Source organism: Priestia sp. KCTC 13724 (assembly GCF_056820425.1).
Window position 1 is genome coordinate 1 of record NZ_JBXDLD010000083.1, and the last position, 18,194, is coordinate 18,194.

An 18,194-nucleotide genomic window follows, 5' to 3' on the forward strand; every position below is an offset into this window, starting at 1 on the left:
TCAAATTCAAAAAAAGTGTATGAAATAAGTCATATCAGCCTATTTTAGAAAAACTATGAATAATTCAGGTTATAATATATAAACTTCTTAAAATACATTAATTTAATGTTGTCATACAATAGTCATATTGATAGAATGAAAACACATTTTTATACGCTTCCTTTGTATAATCGCGATAATATGGATCGCAAGTTTCTACCTAACAACCGTAAATTGTTAGACTATAAGGGAAAGCGGTACGTATGAGGTAAGACTTACTGCTGCTTTCTCCTATAGCTTGGAGGAAGCAGTTTTTTTATAGGAGGATTCCATCATGTCTTATCTTATCGGTCTACTATCACTTGTAGCAATTTTGTTTGTCAGCTGGCTTTTAAGTACAAATCGAAAAATTTTTCCTTGGCGTACGGTTCTCGTAGGTCTTTCACTCGAAATTTTATTTGTACTTTTTGTTCTTAAAGTACCTCTAGGTCAAACTTTTCTTGAAAAAATGGCATTAGGTATTCAAAAAGTTATTAATTATAGCAATGAAGGTGTTCAGTTTGTGTTCGGTGGTTTTTTTGAAAACACCAATATTACTTCTGTTTTTGCCATTAACGTACTAACCGTTATTATCTTCATTTCAGCTTTAGTGTCTGCACTTTACTATTTACGAATCATTCCTTTTTTTGTCCGCATTGTCGGAATTATCTTAGGAAAAGCTCTTGGCACTACGCAAGTTGAAACGTTTAATGCGGTTGGAAACTCATTTTTAGGGCTTGCTGAAGCTCCTTTACTCGTAAAACCTTACCTTGACAGGCTTACAAGATCTGAGCTTTTTGCTGTTATGGTAGGAGGAACAGCTTCTGCCAGTGGTGCAATTCTTGTTGGGTACTCTTTAATGGGAATTGATATGAAATATTTGCTCATCGCTGTCTTTAGCGTACCTCTTGTTTCAATTATTATTGCAAAAGTTATGTTACCAGAAACAGAAGAGTCTCAAACAAAAGAAAATGTAGCAATGGAAAAAAGCAATCATGCAAATGTGTTTGAAGCGATGGCAGACGGAACAGCAAGCGGTGTAATGCTAGCTTTAAATATCGGTGGTCTTTTAATTGCTTTCATTAGTATTCTTGCGTTGGTTGACGGGGCACTAGGCCTTGTAAACATAGATTTAGCAACCATTTTCAGCTATTTATTTTATCCTTTTGCTATTATTATTGGTATTCCTTTCTCAGATGCTTTACAAGCTGCTTCTATTATCGGAACGAAGCTTGCCGCTAACGAATTTGTTGCGTATTTAAGCTTAACTGAAGTGATGGATGAGCTATCGCCAAAGACCGTAGCAGTTCTTTCAATTGCTTTATGTAACTTTGCGAACTTTTCATCAATTGGACAGCTTATTATCGACTTAGGTTCTTTAGCCCCTTCTAGACGAAAAGAAGTTTCGAAACTCAGCTTGCGCGCAATCATTGGTGGAACATTAGCAAGCTTCATTACGGCTATTCTTGTCGGTGTATTTATGTAAATAGAAGTCTGACGACAGACGTCATACTAAAAAAAGGAGTTTGGGACATAACAAAATGATTGCTTCTAAGAGACGAACACTAGCTGTTCCAATCTCTTTGGTTTGTCTGAACACGTTCGTTCCATTGCGCTACGGTCACTCGCTTTCCGCGGGGAGGAACCTGAGCTTCCTCGCTGCGCTGCGGGATCTCAGTTTTCCCTCTCTTTCCCGCAGGAGTCGAGTGTCCTACGCTCCATTCCACCCTGTTTCCAACATTGTTTTCACAATCAACAAAAAACCTGAACGATTAAAAGTGAGAAACTCTCAATCGTTCAGGTTTATCATTGGCTGAATTACTTATGTCCCAGCCTCTTTTTTTAAACGGATAGTTGGCGGTATTCATTTGGAGTTAATCCTTCTAATTTTTTAAACACTTTGCGAAAGTATTTATCATCTTGATACCCAATCATATTTGCTACTTCATAGATTTTCAGCTGCTCATTTTTTAATAAGGACTTTGCTTTGCTCATTCGAACTTTTACAATATAGTCAGAAATGTTTTCCTGAAATTCTTGTTTGAACTTTCTTGAAATGTACTCTCTGCTTAAATAGAAGCGGTCTGCAATTTCCTGAAGCTTAACGTCTCGATCATAATTCATCTGTAAAAACTGCTCAATTTCATAAATAATATCGCGGTTGTTTTTTTGCTTATCTCGCTTCACAATATTTAAAAAGCGTACAATCTCTCTTTGCTTTCGATTCATATATCTATCGAAGTCAAATCTGCCTTTCACATCAAAAAAAGCGGCCAGCGCCTTCTCATAGTGACTTTGCGCATTGTATGAAATCTCGTATTTTTTTAACCAGTGTTCACTAAGAAGCTGATACTCTTTTTCAATATGCAACAACTCCTTTAAAGATAAATAATTGGCCTGCTTCACAGCATTCTTCACTTCATCAAAAATCGTTGTAAATGCATCTATTTTGCCTATTTGCATTCCTTCTACAATCTTTGTATTGTAGTCCATCAAATTTAACAATACACTACCTCTCTTTAAACTACCCGCACTCTCATAGAACTCAACGCAACTGTCAGCTAGCACGTTGCTCGCTAACAAAGCATCTTTTGCTGTTTGATAGGATTCTAGCAATACTGAAACGGATTCAACATGACGCCCCTTAGCAAGTGGACAACATACGTTGAATGCTAAGAAAATCTCTTTGTGTAGCTTGTTCAAAAGCTGCTTGATTTCAGAGAAATGGTCCCAGAAAATCATTACAATTTCGCCCTTTTGCGATAAATAACGAAAAGCGACCCCATTCTCCTTTTCAACTAAAAGCTCATTAGCCACGTTTAAAATTGAAAAATAAGCTAAGTCACGATCTCCACCAAATGCTTGGATTGTCGCTTCGTCAACTCGAATAATAGCTACTTCATACTCACTGTTTGAGTGAAAGCCAAGCTCTTCATACACCGCATCCTGCAGCACATAGTTATTAATAATTTGTGTCAGCTTACGGTCTCGGTACATAGGCTTCATCTCATTAATTAACTGATAGCTGTTATTATGCTGTTTGCGCTCGTTCTCTTCTTTATGCCATTCATTAACTGCTCTAGTTAACGTGTCATTTAAGATTGAAGGGTCGACAGGCTTTAAAATGTAGTCGGTTGACCCAAAGTGAATGGCTTTCCTCATGTAATGGTAATCATCATAACCCGTTACAACAATGGTTTTCGTATGAGGAGTATGTTCTTTCATCCATTCCAACAGGGCAATCCCACCCATATTCGGCATCTTCATGTCTGTAAAAACGATTTGTGGTTTTTGTTCTCTTATAAGCGCAATCGCTTGCTCACCGTTTTCAGCTTCAATAATGCTTTCAATGTGATGCGTGTCCCAGTCGCCTAAGAGTTTAATTCCTTCACGAACGTGTTCTTCATCATCAACAATCAGGACTTTCATTATGATCATCTCCTTTGTTTAGCTCAAGTGGTAAAATCATTGTTACTGTAAAATATTCATTTTCTTTACTTTCAACTTCCATTTTTGCTGCATTTTCATAGTAGATCAATAAGCGGTCTGCAATATTTTGCAAGCCTATATGCTCTACTGTATGCTGATTAGACATCGCTAAGCTTTCATGTAAGGATGCTAATGCTTTGTCATTCATTCCTTTTCCATTGTCTCTTACGCAAATTTGAATAAAGCTTTCTTTTATTAAAGACGCTGAAATCGTTAGCTTTCCATCTCCTACTCTTGTTTCAAATCCGTGCTTAAACGAATTCTCTACAAGCGGCTGTAAAATCATCTTTGGAACCAATGTCCTCTTTAACCTTTCGTCAATCTGAAATTCATACGAAAACTTAGAGCCAAAGCGTTGTTTTTGCAAGGCTAAAAATGCTTCAGCATGATTCACTTCCTCAGTAAGAGTTACAATATCTTCTTTCATATTCATACTGTACCTCATCATATTTGAAAGAAGCGTTAATAGCTTATAGACTTCGACCGCTTTATGTTTCAATGCAAGCGTGCCAATCGATTGAAATGCATTGTATAAAAAGTGAGGATTCACTTGGGACTGTAACACTTTGAGCTGCGTTGATTTATTTTCAATTTCCAAGCGGTACTTTCGCTTAATTAAATCATTAATCGTTTCGACCATGGATTTAAAATGCTGACCTAACATACCAAATTCATCGTTTCCTAATGTTTTAAACCGAACCACAAAGGAGCCTTTCTCAACTTCTTTCATATTTTGAATTAAAATTCGAATCGGCTCTGTAAATCGTACTGATACAATCAATGTAGCAATAATAATCATTAATAAAAACGGTAATCCAATTAAAACATTTATTAGAGCGGTTCTCCTTGCATCTTCATATAAAACACTATAAGGAATTCGCTTTACGATATGCCATCCATCAAATGGAGCTGCTAGTTTGTCATAAACTAGTACTCCAGAAAACTTTGAATCTTCCCATTCTACGCTATGAGATTCCTTGTTTTTCAATTGGTGAATCCACTTATATTTTTGTGTTGTTCCAATTGCTTTTTGATTTGATGAATACATGATCATCCCATCATCATTAATTAAATAAAAGTCTTCTTCTTCTTTATTGTATAAGCTATCCGAAGTAGATTTAATTTTAGACAAGTCAATGTCTATTGACAGAAAGCCTAACAAGTTGTTAGAAGGTACTTCATTGATCATGTGATGAAAGCTAATGACTTGCTTCGGATCAGAGTCTAAAATGGTCGATAAATTGTTGTAGCTGTATACTTTATGAGTAGGTTCAATTGATAGAAACTGCTGTTTTTCTTTTAACCTGGCATAATAAGAATGTGAATAAATATCTTCATACTTTTTCCGACTGCTAATTTTAGAATTGTATACCGTATAAGAATCTTGTCCATTTTCAATATATAAATGAAGCTGCCTAATTTCTGGTCGCGTATTAAATAAATAAGATAGCGTTCTTCGCACTTCTAATTGACTTGCCCCTAAATCATTATTTACACCTTCTTGTAATACTTTAATAAATGGATAATAGCCGTATAAACGCGGTGTAATATCAGAAATTTCCTGCAAGTATGTGCTCAGATCCTCACTACCGCTTTTGACTACTTGGTAGTTCGTCGAAATAAAGCGGTTTTTCACAGTTTCTTTTGTATATTGATAGGTGAACACGTTTGAGATAATAAACGGTACAACAGTCGCAATGAGTAAAAACAAAATAAGCTTTTTGCGAATGCTCCACCCCTTCATCACACCCCTCCTTCTTCTTACTATTCGATAAATTATATTGCATTGCTATCATTATACAATAAAAGCGCTTTCAATCTACTTTTTTTTTACAGCTTCATCACAAAGAAGCCTTCTATATGTCTATCCTATACCATACAGAAAGCTTCCATTTTACATTTATTTTTTCATTTTCGCCCAAATTTCATCTAACTTTTTCAAGAACTCATCTTCTGAAATTTGATCTCCTGCATAAGACTGCATTGCTGCTCCAATTTCTTGTACAGCGCCCTCTGGATACTTAAACCAGTTCCATGATAATGTTTTGCCTTCATCAGAGTATTTTAAGATATCGTCTGATAAAGAATCGATTCCTTTTCCATCAATGCTCTTAAATGCTGGGATAAACTTAAATTCTTCTACTAAGAATTTTTGGCCTGTTTCAGATGTTACCAGCCAGTTTAAGAATTTTTTTGCTTCTTCTTTATCAGCTTCTGGAGCGTTCTTATTAACTACCCAGTTATTTGGTACACCAACTGCTAACTTATCATTTTTCTCTTTATCGTCGCTAATTGGCATTGGGATAAAGCCCATTTCCATATCTGGATTGATTTTTGTAATCATGTTTACAGTCCAGTTTCCTTGCTGCATCATCGCTGTTTCGCCCGCAGCAAACTGCGTTACTTGCGTATTATAATCCGTTGTTAACGGATTATCATTTCCATATTTTAGCGTTAAGTCAAATAAATCCATAAATTGCTTAAACGTTTCGTTACCTTCAAACTTTGCAGTACCCTCATTTAACCCTTTAATGAAAGCATCAGGATCATCCTGCTGAGCTACCGGAATATTAAACAGGTGATTTCCTAATACCCACCACTCACCGTATCCATTTGAAAATGGCGTAATTCCTTTTGCTTTTAGCTGCTTAGACGCTGCTTCTAACTCTGGTAATGTAGTTGGCAACTCTTTTATACCAGCTTTTTTGAATAAATCTTTATTGTAAATAAAACCATATCCTTCAAGGTTTAAAGGCTGACCATAAATCTTTCCATCAACTGTCATTGGTTCTTTTGCAACGTCATACAAATCATCAACCCAAGGTTGATCAGAAAGGTCTTCTAGCTTTTCTAGCCATGTTTGTGCTTCTTGGAACCCGCCGTTATTAAACAAGTCTGGCTCGTTACCAGAAGCAAACTGCGCTTTTAAAGCTGCACTATAATCTGCGCCTCCGCCAACTGTCTGAATATTAAACGTAACGTTTGGGTTTTCTTTTGTATATGCATCCGTTACTTCTTTTAACTGTTCAGCAATTTCCACTTTAAACTGGAACATATCAATTACAACTTCGTCCCCTGAACCACCGCTTGATTTTGTTGTTGACTCTGAACCAGAATTCGAGCATGCAGTTGCAAATAACAATGATGAAGCTAATACCCCAGATAACAATGTAAGCCTTTTCATTTTCATTTTATATACCCCCTTGATTGTCAGGACCCTAATTCCATTGTAACGATTATAGGTAATTTGAATAGGAGACAATATTGAACAAAAGAGTGGAAAATATTGATGACCTGTTCAAGTCACAAGAACTGTTGGCCATATTCTCTAACTCTTCTATCAATGGAAAACAAGCAATTTGAAGAAAAATCAAGACTCGTTGCGCGTTCCTTCTCTACTCCAAACCTAACAAGTAAAAGGGTTTCTTCCTACTCAAGAAGCCTGTGATTGGAACGAAGGATGTGAGACTCCTGCGGGATTAGCGAGACAGATTGAAATTCCGCAAGAACGCAGTGACGAGGAAGTTCAACACTAGCCCCGTGGAAATCGAACAATCCTAAGTGAAAATCACTACTCATTGCGTGCGCTCTTCACTCTCCAACTCTATTTCAAACGACTAATAACCCAAACCTTTTTTCCCAGATTGTGATAATGCGAAAAATTGGATGCGATTAATTTCTTAGAACTATTCCACCTAATAACAAATTTAGACATAATTATGTTAAGATGTAAGATAGTAGATTGATAGCTCTATTTTCAATAAGTGAAGGTGTTTATATGAAACAAAAGAAAAGAAAAAGAAATCATGTCTCTTTACGCATCAATATATTATTCTTTATTGTATTTATCCTATTTTCTGTTCTCATTTTGCGCCTTGGAATCGTCCAAATCGTTCATGGTGAAAGCTATAAACGCGAAGTCGAAAAAACCGAGGACGTCACGGTTAATACGCCTGTACCAAGAGGAAAGATGCTCGACCGATACGATCGTGTTATCGTGGACAATAAACCTTTAAACGCGGTTACTTACACCCGCTTAAAAGGCGTAAAACAAGAAGAAAAGCTAAAGATTGCAAAATCATTAGCTAAAATAATTGATCTTCCTGTCACAACAAATGTGTTTGGCGATGAGGACCAAAAAAGCGATGATAAAAATATCGTTAAGCTCACTGAGCGTGACTTGAAAGACTATTGGATTGCAACAAATCCAGAAGAAGCAAAGAAAAAGATTACGGATAGCGACTTGAAGAAAGTAGAACAAGGAAAATTGAAAGAAGAAGACCTTTATCCTCTACAGCTAAAGCGCATCACTAAGAAAGAACTCAATACCTTAAAAGATGATTTAGAAGTCATCGCGATTAAAAGTAAAATGGAAACTGGCTATGAGTTAACGCCTCAAATTATAAAAAGTGGATTAAACGACCAAGAAATGGCCGTTATTAGCGAACAGCTCTCTACTTTACCTGGCGTTGATGTGACAACCTATTGGGACCGTATGTATACATATGACAGTCTCTTAAGTACGCTACTCGGTAACATTACGTCCGCTGATGAAGGACTGCCGCGTGAGAATTTACAATACTACTTATCACACGGCTATAGCCGAAATGATCGCGTCGGAAAAAGTTACTTAGAAAAGCAGTATGAAAACGTACTGCGTGGACAAAAAGCCCGCATTCAGCACGTAACTGACCGCTCTGGAAACATTTTAGAAGAAAAAATTGTATCGGAAGGTCAACGTGGTAGCGACTTAGTCTTAACCATTGATATGGAGCTTCAAAAACAAATTGAAGAAATTCTGACTAACGGATTGCTAAATGCAAAAGCAGCCAAACCTGGAACTAGCAAATTAGATCGTGCATTTATTATTATGATGGATCCACATACTGGTGAAATTTTAGCTATGGGCGGGAAGCAGCTTGTTTACAATGACAAAAGTAGCAAATTAGAAGTAAAAGACTTTGCGCTCGGTAATATTACTACCTCTTATGAAATGGGGTCAACCGTTAAAGGTGCAACCATTTTAGCCGGATTGGATTCAGGAGCTATTAACTTAGGCACTGTATTTTATGACTCACCGATGTACTTTAAAGGCGGTGGCAAGAAGCAGTCTTCTCACCCGATTGGATCTGCTGGCATCGGTCGCGCGTTAGAACAGTCTTCTAACGTATACATGTATAAAACCGTTTTAAGCATGGCTGGTGAAAACTATGTACCGCATGGTGGTCTTAATATTCCTCGAAAAACGTGGGATCAGCTTCGTTCATACTACAGCCAGTTTGGTCTAGGCGTCTCAACAGGTATTGAGCTAGACAACGAAACTACAGGGATGATTGGAAGTGACTATTCTTTACCTGGTAAAGCGCTCGATTTGGCAATTGGTCAGTATGACACGTATACGCCTCTACAGCTCGTTCAGTATACAGCTACTATCGCCAACAACGGCTACCGGTTAAAGCCTCAGCTTGTGAAGGAAATTCGTGAGCCTGAACTTGATACGGAGCTTAAAGGCAGTGTACAAAAATCCGTTGAGCCGGAAGTATTAAACCGAATTACGATGAGCCAAGAAGAAATCAATGCTGTGAAAGCTGGATTCCGCCGCGTAATGACAAACGGAACTGCAAAAAATGAGTTTAGTTCAGAGCCCTATAAGCCTGCCGGCAAAACAGGAACAGCTGAGACTTACAACCAAGGGGTAGCCGTTCGTAACTCTAACTTAATTGCCTACGCACCTTACGATAATCCAGAGGTTGCAATGGCGGTTGTTGTACCATCTTCTTACGTAAAAGGCCCTGGACATGCGTTAAATAGACAGTTAGGTCAAGCGGCTCTACGCGCTTACTTCGACTTAAAGAAGAAAGGTGAACAAGAGCTAGGTGAGAAAGAAAAGCAACAAGAAGAACATAACCAAACAAATGATTAACGAAAAAGCCGGACTTCAATGAAGTCCGGCTTTTGTTTATTTAGTAAATAACCCTCTCAAAAAGTACAGTTCAATTAGTTCACCAATTTGCTGCTCAGATAGCGGCTTATGCTGTTTTTCCCAATCATAAACTAACGCAATGTACATTTTCACGAGTAAAAACGCCGTCACTTCTGGGTCACAGTTTTGAATTTCACCTTTTGCAATGGCTGCTTCAATTCTATTTTTTATATACGTCAAAATTTCGTTTTCAACCTGTACCAACACGTCTTTTACAGCTGACGTACCCATTTCCTGTTCCTGAACGAGCTTGAGCATAAGCTGATGCTCTGTTCGAAATTGGAGCATGCGATAAATAGCAGCTTGAGCATTTTCAAAAAACGTGCGCTCAGAAGAGATTGCTGACTCTGCTTGTTGCAGCATATCTCGAATCATTCTAGACACAATTTCATCAAAAAGCTCTTCTTTGTTTTTAAAAAATGTATAGATAGTTCCTTTTCCAACATTCGCCATTTTAGCGACTTGGTCCATTGTCGTTGCCTTATAGCCAAACAGTGAAAACGATTTTGACGCTGCGTCTAGCACCGATTGCTTTCGATCAATTGCCAATTGATACACCCCTCTTTTTTGACCAAATGAACATTATGGTCAATTCGTACGTTGTAACTATAGCATAAACCTGTCAGCCGACGCAACTCCATGAGAATTTTTACAGAAAAAGCGAAGCAGGTTTACTTCTGCTCCGCTTTTTCTGCTTGAAAATATTTCAAGACTTGCTTCGCTGCATTCTCACCTTGTTCGATGCAGTCTGGTAACCCAAGTCCTTCATAAGAGCTTCCCGCTAGATATAAACCTTTCAGCTGTTCTTCAATAGCTTGATTGATTTCTTCTAAACGCTCTTGATGTCCAACCGTGTATTGAGGCATTGCTTTTTTCCATCGCGTCACCACATAGAATTCTGGTTTTTCCGTAATCTGCATAATGCGATTTAAATCCTCTAATACCACTTGAACAATTTCTTCGTCGGACTGATCGACAATTGCCTCATCTCCTGCTCTTCCCACATAGCAGCGTAGTAGTACTTTACCGTCTGGAGTGGAATGAGGCCACTTTTTATGAGTCCACGTACAAGCCGTAATTGTATAATCGCTGTTGCGAGATACAACAAATCCGGTACCGTTAATATCTTCTTTCACTGCTTCTTTCGGAAAAGCCATCGCTACTGTAGCAACAGAAGTAGACGGCATCTCACGAAGTGATTCAAATATTGGATAGTGCGACAACATCGATTGAGCAGCGAAATGAGGAGAAGTGATAATGACTGCATCGGCAGTAATCTCTTTTCCATTGCTCAATGTTAAATCATATCGTTCACCCATACGGTTTACTTTTTCAACTTTAACTCCTTTGACGACCGCCAACGGATCAAGCTGCTCTTCAATTGCATCAACAAGCGACTGCAGGCCCTTTTTCAACGTTAAAAAAGCACCTTGCTTTTTTGCATTAGCATCCTCCGCTTGCTTAGGCTGAAGTTCTTTAAACTTCTTCATACCGACAATTAAACTTCGGTGTCGCTGCTCTGCATGTAAAAACTGTGGAAACGTTGATTTTAAGCTTAAACGGTCAATGTCTCCTGCATAGATGCCGGAAAGCAAAGGCTCAATTAAGTTTTCAACAACCTCATCGCCTAAGCGTCTTCTAAAAAACATGCCCAGTGATTGGTCACCTTCTTGCTTTGTTTTGGGAATAACAAAATCGGCAGCGGCGCGCAGTTTACCAATCGGAGAAAATAGACCCGTTGTCACAAAAGGAGAAATCTTTGTTGGCACGCCCATTACGGCACCTTCTGGCATTGGATGAAGGTTTTCTTTCACCAATACGTAAGACTGGCCGGTTGAGTTATGAACAAGATCATCCCCTAATCCTACTTCTTTTACCAGCTTAAAGCCCGGTAATTTACGTGCTAAAAAGGAATCGGGACCTCTTTCAATTGTAAAACCATCACGGGTTACGGTTTGAATTTTCCCTCCTAATCGATGGGTTGCTTCAATTAATTGAAATTCATACGGCAAGCCTTTCTCTTTAATTACTTTTTGTAAATAATAGGCAGCTGAAAGACCTGTTATTCCACCACCGATGATAACAATCTTTTTGTTTGCTTCCGTCATGTAATCATCGCCTTTTCATTAAAATTCAATAGAAAGAGAAGCGGCTAGGGTCATAGCTCGCTTCTTCTATTTTTATTGATTTTCAGATTCGTTATTTAATTTCTTTAACACCACTGTTGCTAATGCATCAATAAATTCTGGCTTAGCATTTGGCATTTCCGGACGATAGTAGTTTGCACCTAATTCATCCGTCACAACCTTGCATTCATAATCATTATCGTACAACACTTCAAGATGATCCGCAATAAATCCTACAGGTGTATATACGAAAGAACGGTATCCTTTATGCTCATACAAATCACGTGTTAAGTCCTGTACGTCTGGACCAATCCACGGATCTGGCGTATTTCCTTCACTTTGCCAGCCAACTTCGTAATTGCTAACTCCCGCACCTTCAGCAATAAGGTCTGCCGTTTCCTGTAGTTGCTTCGGATAAGGGTCTCCAGCTGCAATGATTTTCTCTGGAAGACTGTGAGCTGACACGATAAGTACAGCTTTTTGTTTTTCATCGTCTGACATTAAATCAAACGTTTGTTTAACTTTCTCGATCCAATAATTAATGAACTTAGGCTCTTTATACCAGCTTTCAATTGAATGAATAACCAGGCCACCTAGCTTTTCAGCCGTTTCTTTTGCACGACCATTGTAAGATTTCACACTGAACGTTGAGAAATGTGGAGCAAGCACAATGCTAACCGCTTCTTTAATCCCATCTTTATGCATTTGTTCTACTGCTTCTTCAACAAATGGTTCAATGTGCTTAAGACCAAGATAAGCCTTAAACTCAATTTCATCTTGAATTTCATTTAAATGCTGCTCAAGACATCGCATTTGCTCTTCGGTGATTTTCGCTAAAGGTGAAATACCACCTATTGCTTCATAGCGCTGTTTTAAGTCTTCAAGCGCTTCAGCAGATGGCTTTCTTCCTCTTCTAATATGCGTGTAATATCTTTCAATATCTTCTTCTTTATATGGGGTACCGTAAGCCATTACGAGTAACCCCATGACTTTTTTACTCATGATTTACACCTCTTTGTTAGAATTCGTCTGTTTCTACATTTTCTCACGAACAAAAATAAAAAGACAAAAAATAAGGCTCCGTTTTTTTTGACAATTTATTGTCTATTTATTGAATATTCATGAATAAAAGCAGTAAGCCTTTTTAACGTCTCAGGATTAACCTGTGGAAATACACCGTGTCCTAAGTTAAAGATATAGCCGTCTTGCTGCATTCCTTGATCAAGGATAGTTTTTGCACGTTCTTCAATAACTTCCCAAGGAGCTAGTAAAATTGCTGGATCTAAATTACCTTGTAGCGTTTTAGTTAGGCCAAGCTCTCGTGCTTCTTGAACTTGCATACGCCAATCGAGACCTACTACATCTAGCGGAAGGTCGTGCCATTCTTTTGCTAAGTGACTTGCTCCTACGCCAAACATGATAAGCGGCACATTCTTTTCTTTTAGCTCTGTAAAAATGCGATTCATTACTGGTTTAATAAAGTAGCGATAGTCTGCTACATTTAACGCGCCAACCCATGAATCAAAGATTTGAATAGCTCTTGCTCCAGCATCTATTTGTGCCTTTACATATGTAATTGTCATATCCGCTAACTTATCCATTAATGCAAACCACGCTTTTGGCTCCGTATACATAAATGCTTTTGTCTTATTGTAGTTTTTAGAAGGTCCGCCTTCAATCATATAGCTAGCTACTGTAAAAGGTGCACCAGCAAATCCAATTAAAGGAACGTTCAGCTGCTCCGTTGTTAAAAGCTTGATTGTATCTAATACATAGGCTACATCTTCTTCAGGCGTAATATACCCTAAGTTTTCAACATCTTGCATTGAACGAATTGGGTTTGAAATCACAGGACCAATACCTGTTTTAATCTCAACATCCACTCCAATTGCAGGAAGCGGTGTCATAATATCTTTATATAAAATAGCTGCATCGACTCCGTACTGCTCAACTGGTAAGCGCGTCACATAAGCTCCTAATTCAGGCTGATGCGTAATTTCAAACAGTGAATACTTTTCTTTTAAAGCACGGTATTCCGGCTGAGAACGGCCTGCTTGACGCATATACCAAACTGGTACATGATCCGTCTTTTCTCCTCGGCATGCTTTTAAAAATGTATCATTCATCAGTTGTTGACTCATGGCTTCCACCTTTCTCTATCTGTTCGTCTCAAGTACTATTTGTTTTTCCTAATCTAACTTGTCCTCAATACTAACCGCAGTTTGATAAAAACTGCGGTTTATCTCTTTTCTCTACTTGTCACTATACTCATTTCTGTATCCGTTGTATAGACACCTGCTCAAAATGTCAAAAAATCGACTAACTATAACAATTTAATCGCTAAATAATGTTGGTGTTACCTCATTAGAAGGCATTCCTTCTTCTTTCGTTTGCGAATTATAGGGAACGATGTAGTACGTTGGTGATTTAAATAGATTTATGCGTTCTACTTCATATGAGCCTTTGCCTTTCACTTTTCCAATTACGTTTCGTTCACTACCTTGCTTTTCATAAACATAGTAGACAACGCGCTTATCTTCTGAAGGTTCCCACGTTAGATTAACCGTCAGCAGTCCAAATGGTTGAAATGTTAACTCTTGCTGGAGCGAGTTAATAATTGGCAGCCTGATTGGGTCAGGTAAATCTTTGACGCCTTTTGGTTTTTTAAATACTTTACCTGTTTCTTGCTTTGCCTCTGTCAGAATATCTTTGAACAATTGACTTGGATAAGAGCTACCTTTTGTAAGGTAATGCTGGTTATCCGTACGATCATATCCCATCCAAACGGCTCCCACTACACTTGGCGTATAGCCAACAAACCAAGCATCACGCGTTGCTCCTTTCACCCCAGCATAAGAAGTGGATCCCGTCTTCCCAGCCAGCGCTCCTTCGTACTTACCTACCGATGCTGTTCCATCTTTGACAACAGCTTCTAGCATTTTCGTCATATACCATGCGTTTTGGTTTGAAAATACGTTTGTAGTACCCTGCTCTGCCTTGGCAATCACGTCACCGTTTTGGTCTTTAATTTCTGAAATAAAGTACGGTTCTTTCTTTTCACCGTCTTGAGCAAACGTACTATAGGCAGATGCTAGCTGAAGAGGCGTAACTCCTTCTGTTAATCCTCCTAATGCAATTGATAGACCCTTGTCTTCCGTTTCTATGTCCAGCTTTGTTAAATAGGCTTTTGCAGTCGAAATTCCTAGCTTGTTTAAGGTCCAAACCGCTGGAATATTCTTGGAGTCTTTAATTGCGTCATACATTGTAACTTTTCCTGCATACTGCCCGTTAATATTTTGGGGCTTATATTGCCCAAAGTTTTGCTTCTTATCACTTAAGAGAGAATACGGTTTATAAAGGCTTTCCTGCAAAGCAGGTCCATAAACCGCTAAAGGCTTCATCGTTGAACCTGGTTGACGCTTTACTTTTACACGATTTAATCCTTTTTGAACGTAGTCTCGTCCACCCATTACGGATAAAACGCCGCCCGTACGATGATTCATTAATACAAAAGCACCTTGGGCTTGTTCATCCACTCCTGGAAAATAAGCAGCTTGTTGGAACAACTCATAAGCTGTTTCCTGATAGTCCCTGTTCATCGGAACAGTTACCGTATATCCGCCTCTTAATAAATCATCGCTTGAAATATGATGTTTTTCCGCTGCTTCTTCAATCACCATATCAATATAGGTTAAATAAGCAGGATTTTTCGTTTTTTGCTGTACGTCTAAACTAAGCGTACGTCCTTGCAGTCGTACCACCTCTTCTGCACTTAAAAAATCCGCTTTTTGCATCGAGTTTAAAACCACATTTCGCCGTTCAATACTCTTTTCTGGATGAAGAATAGGAGAATACGAATTTGGACCTTTGGGGAGTGCAGCTAGAAGAGCTCCTTCTTCTACGGTAAGCTCTGATACATCTTTGTTAAAGTACAGTTGAGATGCAGCTTGAATCCCGTAAGCACCGTGTCCAAAATAAATTTGGTTTAAATACATTTCTAAAATTTTTTGTTTACTATAGCGCTGCTCTAAGTTAATGGCTACCATTACTTCTTTTGTTTTACGAAGCCATGACTTATCATTTGTCAAAAAAATATTTTTAGCTAACTGCTGCGTCAGTGTGCTTCCACCTTCTACTTTACTACCTGCTAAAATATCTTTATATAGCGCTCGCCCAATTGCTTTTACATCGATGCCGTGGTGCTCATAAAAACGGACATCTTCAACTGCAACAAATGCGTTTTGCACATGGTTTGGCACCTCTTCTATTGAAACCGGATCGCGATTTTCTACATATAGCTTCGTAATCTCATCACCGTTTTGGTCAACCAACTTTGTAGCCGAATTCATGACGAATTTTTTCTCATCAATTACATAGCTCCCAAAAAACAAAATCATAATATACCCAATCAGAGCAAATAATAAAATACCCGCTACGATAGAGAATATATAAAGTGCTCGTTTGTACATGCTACCACCTCTCTTCTTTTCATTGCATAATAGCGTATGTAGTACGGCGGTCATATGAAGAAAGCATGAGCCTGTCACTATCATCTTAAAGGACGAGCATCTATTTTTGTATTTTTTTGTTTAACATTTTATAATTTTAGTATGATTAACCTCTTTAAAATGTATGCATTTTCCAATTAAGAAGGAGTGTTCAAAAATGAATTTCTTTATTACATATGGAACTGTTGAATTTTTACAGCACTTAAAAGAACAACACCCCGAAGAAAAATTGTATTTACTTCATAAAGAAGGCGACCAAGGCTGCCTTTTACATGAAACAACTGGTGAAACAATATTTAAAGAAGGTCACAATTATGAAGCGCTAGATTACGTAGGCTCGATTGCAGATGGAAAATATGTGGTGATGAACAACATTGCGGTTACAGATGAAGGACGTCCTTTATTTGAAAGTAGATTTAATCAACGTGCCCGCTTAATTGAAAAAGAGCCCGGCTTTGCTGCGATTCGCGTTTTGCGTCCATTAAGCAACGATACCTATATTATTTTAACTGCCTGGGAAGAAGAAAAAGCCTTTACGGATTGGCAAGCGTCTCAAGCCTATAACCAAGCTCATAAAAAGCGCGGAACATCAGAAGGAGTAGATAAACAGCCAGCTATTTTTCTAAGACCTTCTTACGTCACAAGCTATCATGTTATGCACTAAAATACCCCAATCTCTCTACTAGGTCAGTGTCATATGAAAACACCCATTCATATGATACTATACACTGAACTATAGGGGGATTTTTTATGGGAATGGACCTCGTTTCTCTTCATTGGATATACATCTCTTTTATTTTACTTATCTTAGGATTCATGATTATTAGACGGGATACTACGATCATTTGTATTATCGGTATCTTTCTTCTTTCATTCACTGCTACTTCTTCTCTAACAGGATCGATTAGCGGCGTGTTTTCCAGTTTTATCTATGCTATTACAGAGTTGCTGCCTACTATTTTAATCATTTCAATTATCGTTTCCATGAGTAAAGCGCTTATTACAACGGGCGTCAATGACATGATGATTTCTCCTTTTGCTCGCTTCATTAAGACACCTACTCTCGCTTATTGGGTCATTGGACTTGTCATGATGATCATTTCCTTCTTTTTCTGGCCTTCTCCAGCCATTGCACTGTTAGGCGCCGTCTTATTACCTGTTGCATTAAGAGCCGGGTTACCAGCGCTTGGTGTCGCAATGGCCATGAATCTATTTGGTCACGGTATTGCTCTTTCTGGGGATTTTGTCATTCAAGCAGCACCAAAGCTCACTGCAGATGCAGCAGGATTACCCGTTTCAGATGTTATTCAAGCAAGCGTTCCATTAGTGATTACAATGGGCGTTGTCACAACCGTTACGGCTTTTATCTTTTTAAAGAGAGATTTAAAGAACGGTACACTTCCAGTTCAAGCTTCTCCTCTTATTGAAGCAGCTGAAAATACCGAAAAGGTGCAGATGCCTCTTGTTTTGAAAAGAATCCTTGCACTTTTAATTCCAATACTATTTGCCTTAAATGTGTGGGCAATGTTTACGTTTAACTTGCAAGGTGGGGATGCAACAGCTTTAATTGGAGGCACTTCGCTTTTTATCTTAATGATTATCTCCATCATCGGACACCAAAACAAAGGGTTAGAAAAAACAACGTCTTACCTAATTGAAGGATTTCAGTTTGGATTTAAAGTATTTGGCCCGGTCATTCCTATTGCTGCCTTCTTCTACTTAGGTGACGCGGGATTCACGAGTATTATCGGAGACTTTTTACCAAAGGGTTCTCACGGAATTGTAAATGACCTTGGCGTAGCCATTTCTTCCGTTGTTCCTTTAAATGAACAGATTGCTGCTGTGACCGTCATGACCATCGGTGCGATTACCGGCTTAGATGGCTCCGGCTTTTCAGGAATTTCGCTTGTAGGATCCATTTCTCAACTATTTGCTACTGCAATTGGCAGCGGTACTGCTACGCTGACTGCTTTAGGGCAAGTTGCGGGCATCTGGGTTGGTGGCGGTACTCCACCATAAATAATATACATATAGTCTTTCTGCTTACTAAAAACAAAAAAGCACAGCGTG

General features: G+C 38.5%; 13 protein-coding genes and 1 riboswitch. Of the genes, 4 read left to right on the forward strand and 9 right to left on the reverse strand.

All coding sequences use genetic code 11. The features are described from left to right. The first annotated feature begins 142 nt into the window (after positions 1-142). A riboswitch (purine riboswitch) is annotated at positions 143-244 on the forward strand. A gap of 69 nt (positions 245-313) precedes the next feature. Continuing rightward, the gene (locus tag AC1UFB_RS12215) at positions 314-1,504 is read left to right on the forward strand and encodes a NupC/NupG family nucleoside CNT transporter (RefSeq protein ID WP_482589339.1); all 1,191 of its coding nucleotides are present in this window, start codon (positions 314-316) and stop codon (positions 1,502-1,504) included. 79 nt (positions 1,505-1,583) lie between these two features. Here AC1UFB_RS12215 and AC1UFB_RS12220 read toward each other — a convergent pair whose 3' ends face one another. The 4 genes from AC1UFB_RS12220 to AC1UFB_RS12235 form a co-directional block, all read right to left on the reverse strand. Beyond that, on the reverse strand, positions 1,584-1,745 hold the full coding sequence (locus AC1UFB_RS12220; protein WP_156413446.1) for a hypothetical protein: 162 nt from the start codon (positions 1,743-1,745) through the stop codon (positions 1,584-1,586). A gap of 115 nt (positions 1,746-1,860) precedes the next feature. Further along, positions 1,861-3,447 (reverse strand): response regulator, encoded by a 1,587-nt coding sequence (locus AC1UFB_RS12225; RefSeq protein WP_100348050.1) that lies wholly within the window; start codon positions 3,445-3,447, stop codon positions 1,861-1,863. Next, a complete protein-coding gene (locus AC1UFB_RS12230) occupies positions 3,428-5,251 on the reverse strand; it encodes a sensor histidine kinase (protein ID WP_100348051.1) in 1,824 nt (607 codons plus the stop codon). Before AC1UFB_RS12230 ends, AC1UFB_RS12225 begins: the two co-directional genes overlap by 20 nt. 156 nt (positions 5,252-5,407) lie before the next feature. Continuing rightward, a complete protein-coding gene (locus AC1UFB_RS12235) occupies positions 5,408-6,697 on the reverse strand; it encodes an ABC transporter substrate-binding protein (RefSeq protein ID WP_100348052.1) in 1,290 nt (429 codons plus the stop codon). A gap of 588 nt (positions 6,698-7,285) precedes the next feature. Between AC1UFB_RS12235 and AC1UFB_RS12240 the strand changes: the two genes are divergently transcribed. Then, on the forward strand, positions 7,286-9,430 hold the full coding sequence (locus AC1UFB_RS12240; RefSeq protein WP_328101490.1) for a peptidoglycan D,D-transpeptidase FtsI family protein: 2,145 nt from the start codon (positions 7,286-7,288) through the stop codon (positions 9,428-9,430). A 36-nt stretch (positions 9,431-9,466) separates the two neighbouring features. Here the strand turns inward: AC1UFB_RS12240 and AC1UFB_RS12245 are convergent, their stop codons facing one another. The 5 genes from AC1UFB_RS12245 to AC1UFB_RS12265 form a co-directional block, all read right to left on the reverse strand. Beyond that, entirely contained in the window at positions 9,467-10,039 is a 573-nt protein-coding gene (locus AC1UFB_RS12245) for a TetR/AcrR family transcriptional regulator (RefSeq protein WP_025907629.1), read from the reverse strand. A 122-nt stretch (positions 10,040-10,161) separates the two neighbouring features. Beyond that, a complete protein-coding gene (gene hemY, locus AC1UFB_RS12250; RefSeq protein WP_328101489.1) occupies positions 10,162-11,598 on the reverse strand; it encodes a protoporphyrinogen oxidase in 1,437 nt (478 codons plus the stop codon). Between the two features lie 72 nt (positions 11,599-11,670). Continuing rightward, positions 11,671-12,618, reverse strand: coding sequence for a ferrochelatase (hemH, locus tag AC1UFB_RS12255; protein ID WP_328101488.1), 948 nt, complete (start codon positions 12,616-12,618; stop codon positions 11,671-11,673). Positions 12,619-12,713: 95 nt separating this feature from the next. Then, a complete protein-coding gene (hemE, locus tag AC1UFB_RS12260; protein ID WP_025907624.1) occupies positions 12,714-13,757 on the reverse strand; it encodes a uroporphyrinogen decarboxylase in 1,044 nt (347 codons plus the stop codon). Between the two features lie 192 nt (positions 13,758-13,949). Then, entirely contained in the window at positions 13,950-16,085 is a 2,136-nt protein-coding gene (locus AC1UFB_RS12265) for a transglycosylase domain-containing protein (protein ID WP_100348056.1), read from the reverse strand. A gap of 196 nt (positions 16,086-16,281) precedes the next feature. On the opposite strand from AC1UFB_RS12265, the gene AC1UFB_RS12270 reads away from it, so the two are divergent. Both AC1UFB_RS12270 and AC1UFB_RS12275 read left to right on the forward strand, forming a co-directional pair. Further along, complete coding sequence (locus AC1UFB_RS12270; RefSeq protein ID WP_076513310.1) at positions 16,282-16,788, forward strand: antibiotic biosynthesis monooxygenase family protein; 507 nt, start codon at positions 16,282-16,284, stop codon at positions 16,786-16,788. 86 nt (positions 16,789-16,874) lie between these two features. Beyond that, complete coding sequence (locus tag AC1UFB_RS12275) at positions 16,875-18,143, forward strand: hypothetical protein (RefSeq protein WP_144594201.1); 1,269 nt, start codon at positions 16,875-16,877, stop codon at positions 18,141-18,143. The last annotated feature ends 51 nt before the right edge of the window (positions 18,144-18,194 follow it).

What these genes read in the sequence shown, in the direction of transcription:
- AC1UFB_RS12215 (WP_482589339.1), top strand. Translation starts at nt 314, where the DNA reads ATGTCTTATCTTATCGGTCTACTATCACTTGTAGCAATTTTGTTTGTC.
- AC1UFB_RS12225 (WP_100348050.1), bottom strand. Translation starts at nt 3,447, where the DNA reads ATGAAAGTCCTGATTGTTGATGATGAAGAACACGTTCGTGAAGGAATT.
- AC1UFB_RS12230 (WP_100348051.1), bottom strand. Translation starts at nt 5,251, where the DNA reads ATGAAGGGGTGGAGCATTCGCAAAAAGCTTATTTTGTTTTTACTCATT.
- AC1UFB_RS12235 (WP_100348052.1), bottom strand. Translation starts at nt 6,697, where the DNA reads ATGAAAATGAAAAGGCTTACATTGTTATCTGGGGTATTAGCTTCATCA.
- AC1UFB_RS12240 (WP_328101490.1), top strand. Translation starts at nt 7,286, where the DNA reads ATGAAACAAAAGAAAAGAAAAAGAAATCATGTCTCTTTACGCATCAAT.
- hemY (WP_328101489.1), bottom strand. Translation starts at nt 11,598, where the DNA reads ATGACGGAAGCAAACAAAAAGATTGTTATCATCGGTGGTGGAATAACA.
- hemH (WP_328101488.1), bottom strand. Translation starts at nt 12,618, where the DNA reads ATGAGTAAAAAAGTCATGGGGTTACTCGTAATGGCTTACGGTACCCCA.
- hemE (WP_025907624.1), bottom strand. Translation starts at nt 13,757, where the DNA reads ATGAGTCAACAACTGATGAATGATACATTTTTAAAAGCATGCCGAGGA.
- AC1UFB_RS12265 (WP_100348056.1), bottom strand. Translation starts at nt 16,085, where the DNA reads ATGTACAAACGAGCACTTTATATATTCTCTATCGTAGCGGGTATTTTA.
- AC1UFB_RS12270 (WP_076513310.1), top strand. Translation starts at nt 16,282, where the DNA reads ATGAATTTCTTTATTACATATGGAACTGTTGAATTTTTACAGCACTTA.
- AC1UFB_RS12275 (WP_144594201.1), top strand. Translation starts at nt 16,875, where the DNA reads ATGGGAATGGACCTCGTTTCTCTTCATTGGATATACATCTCTTTTATT.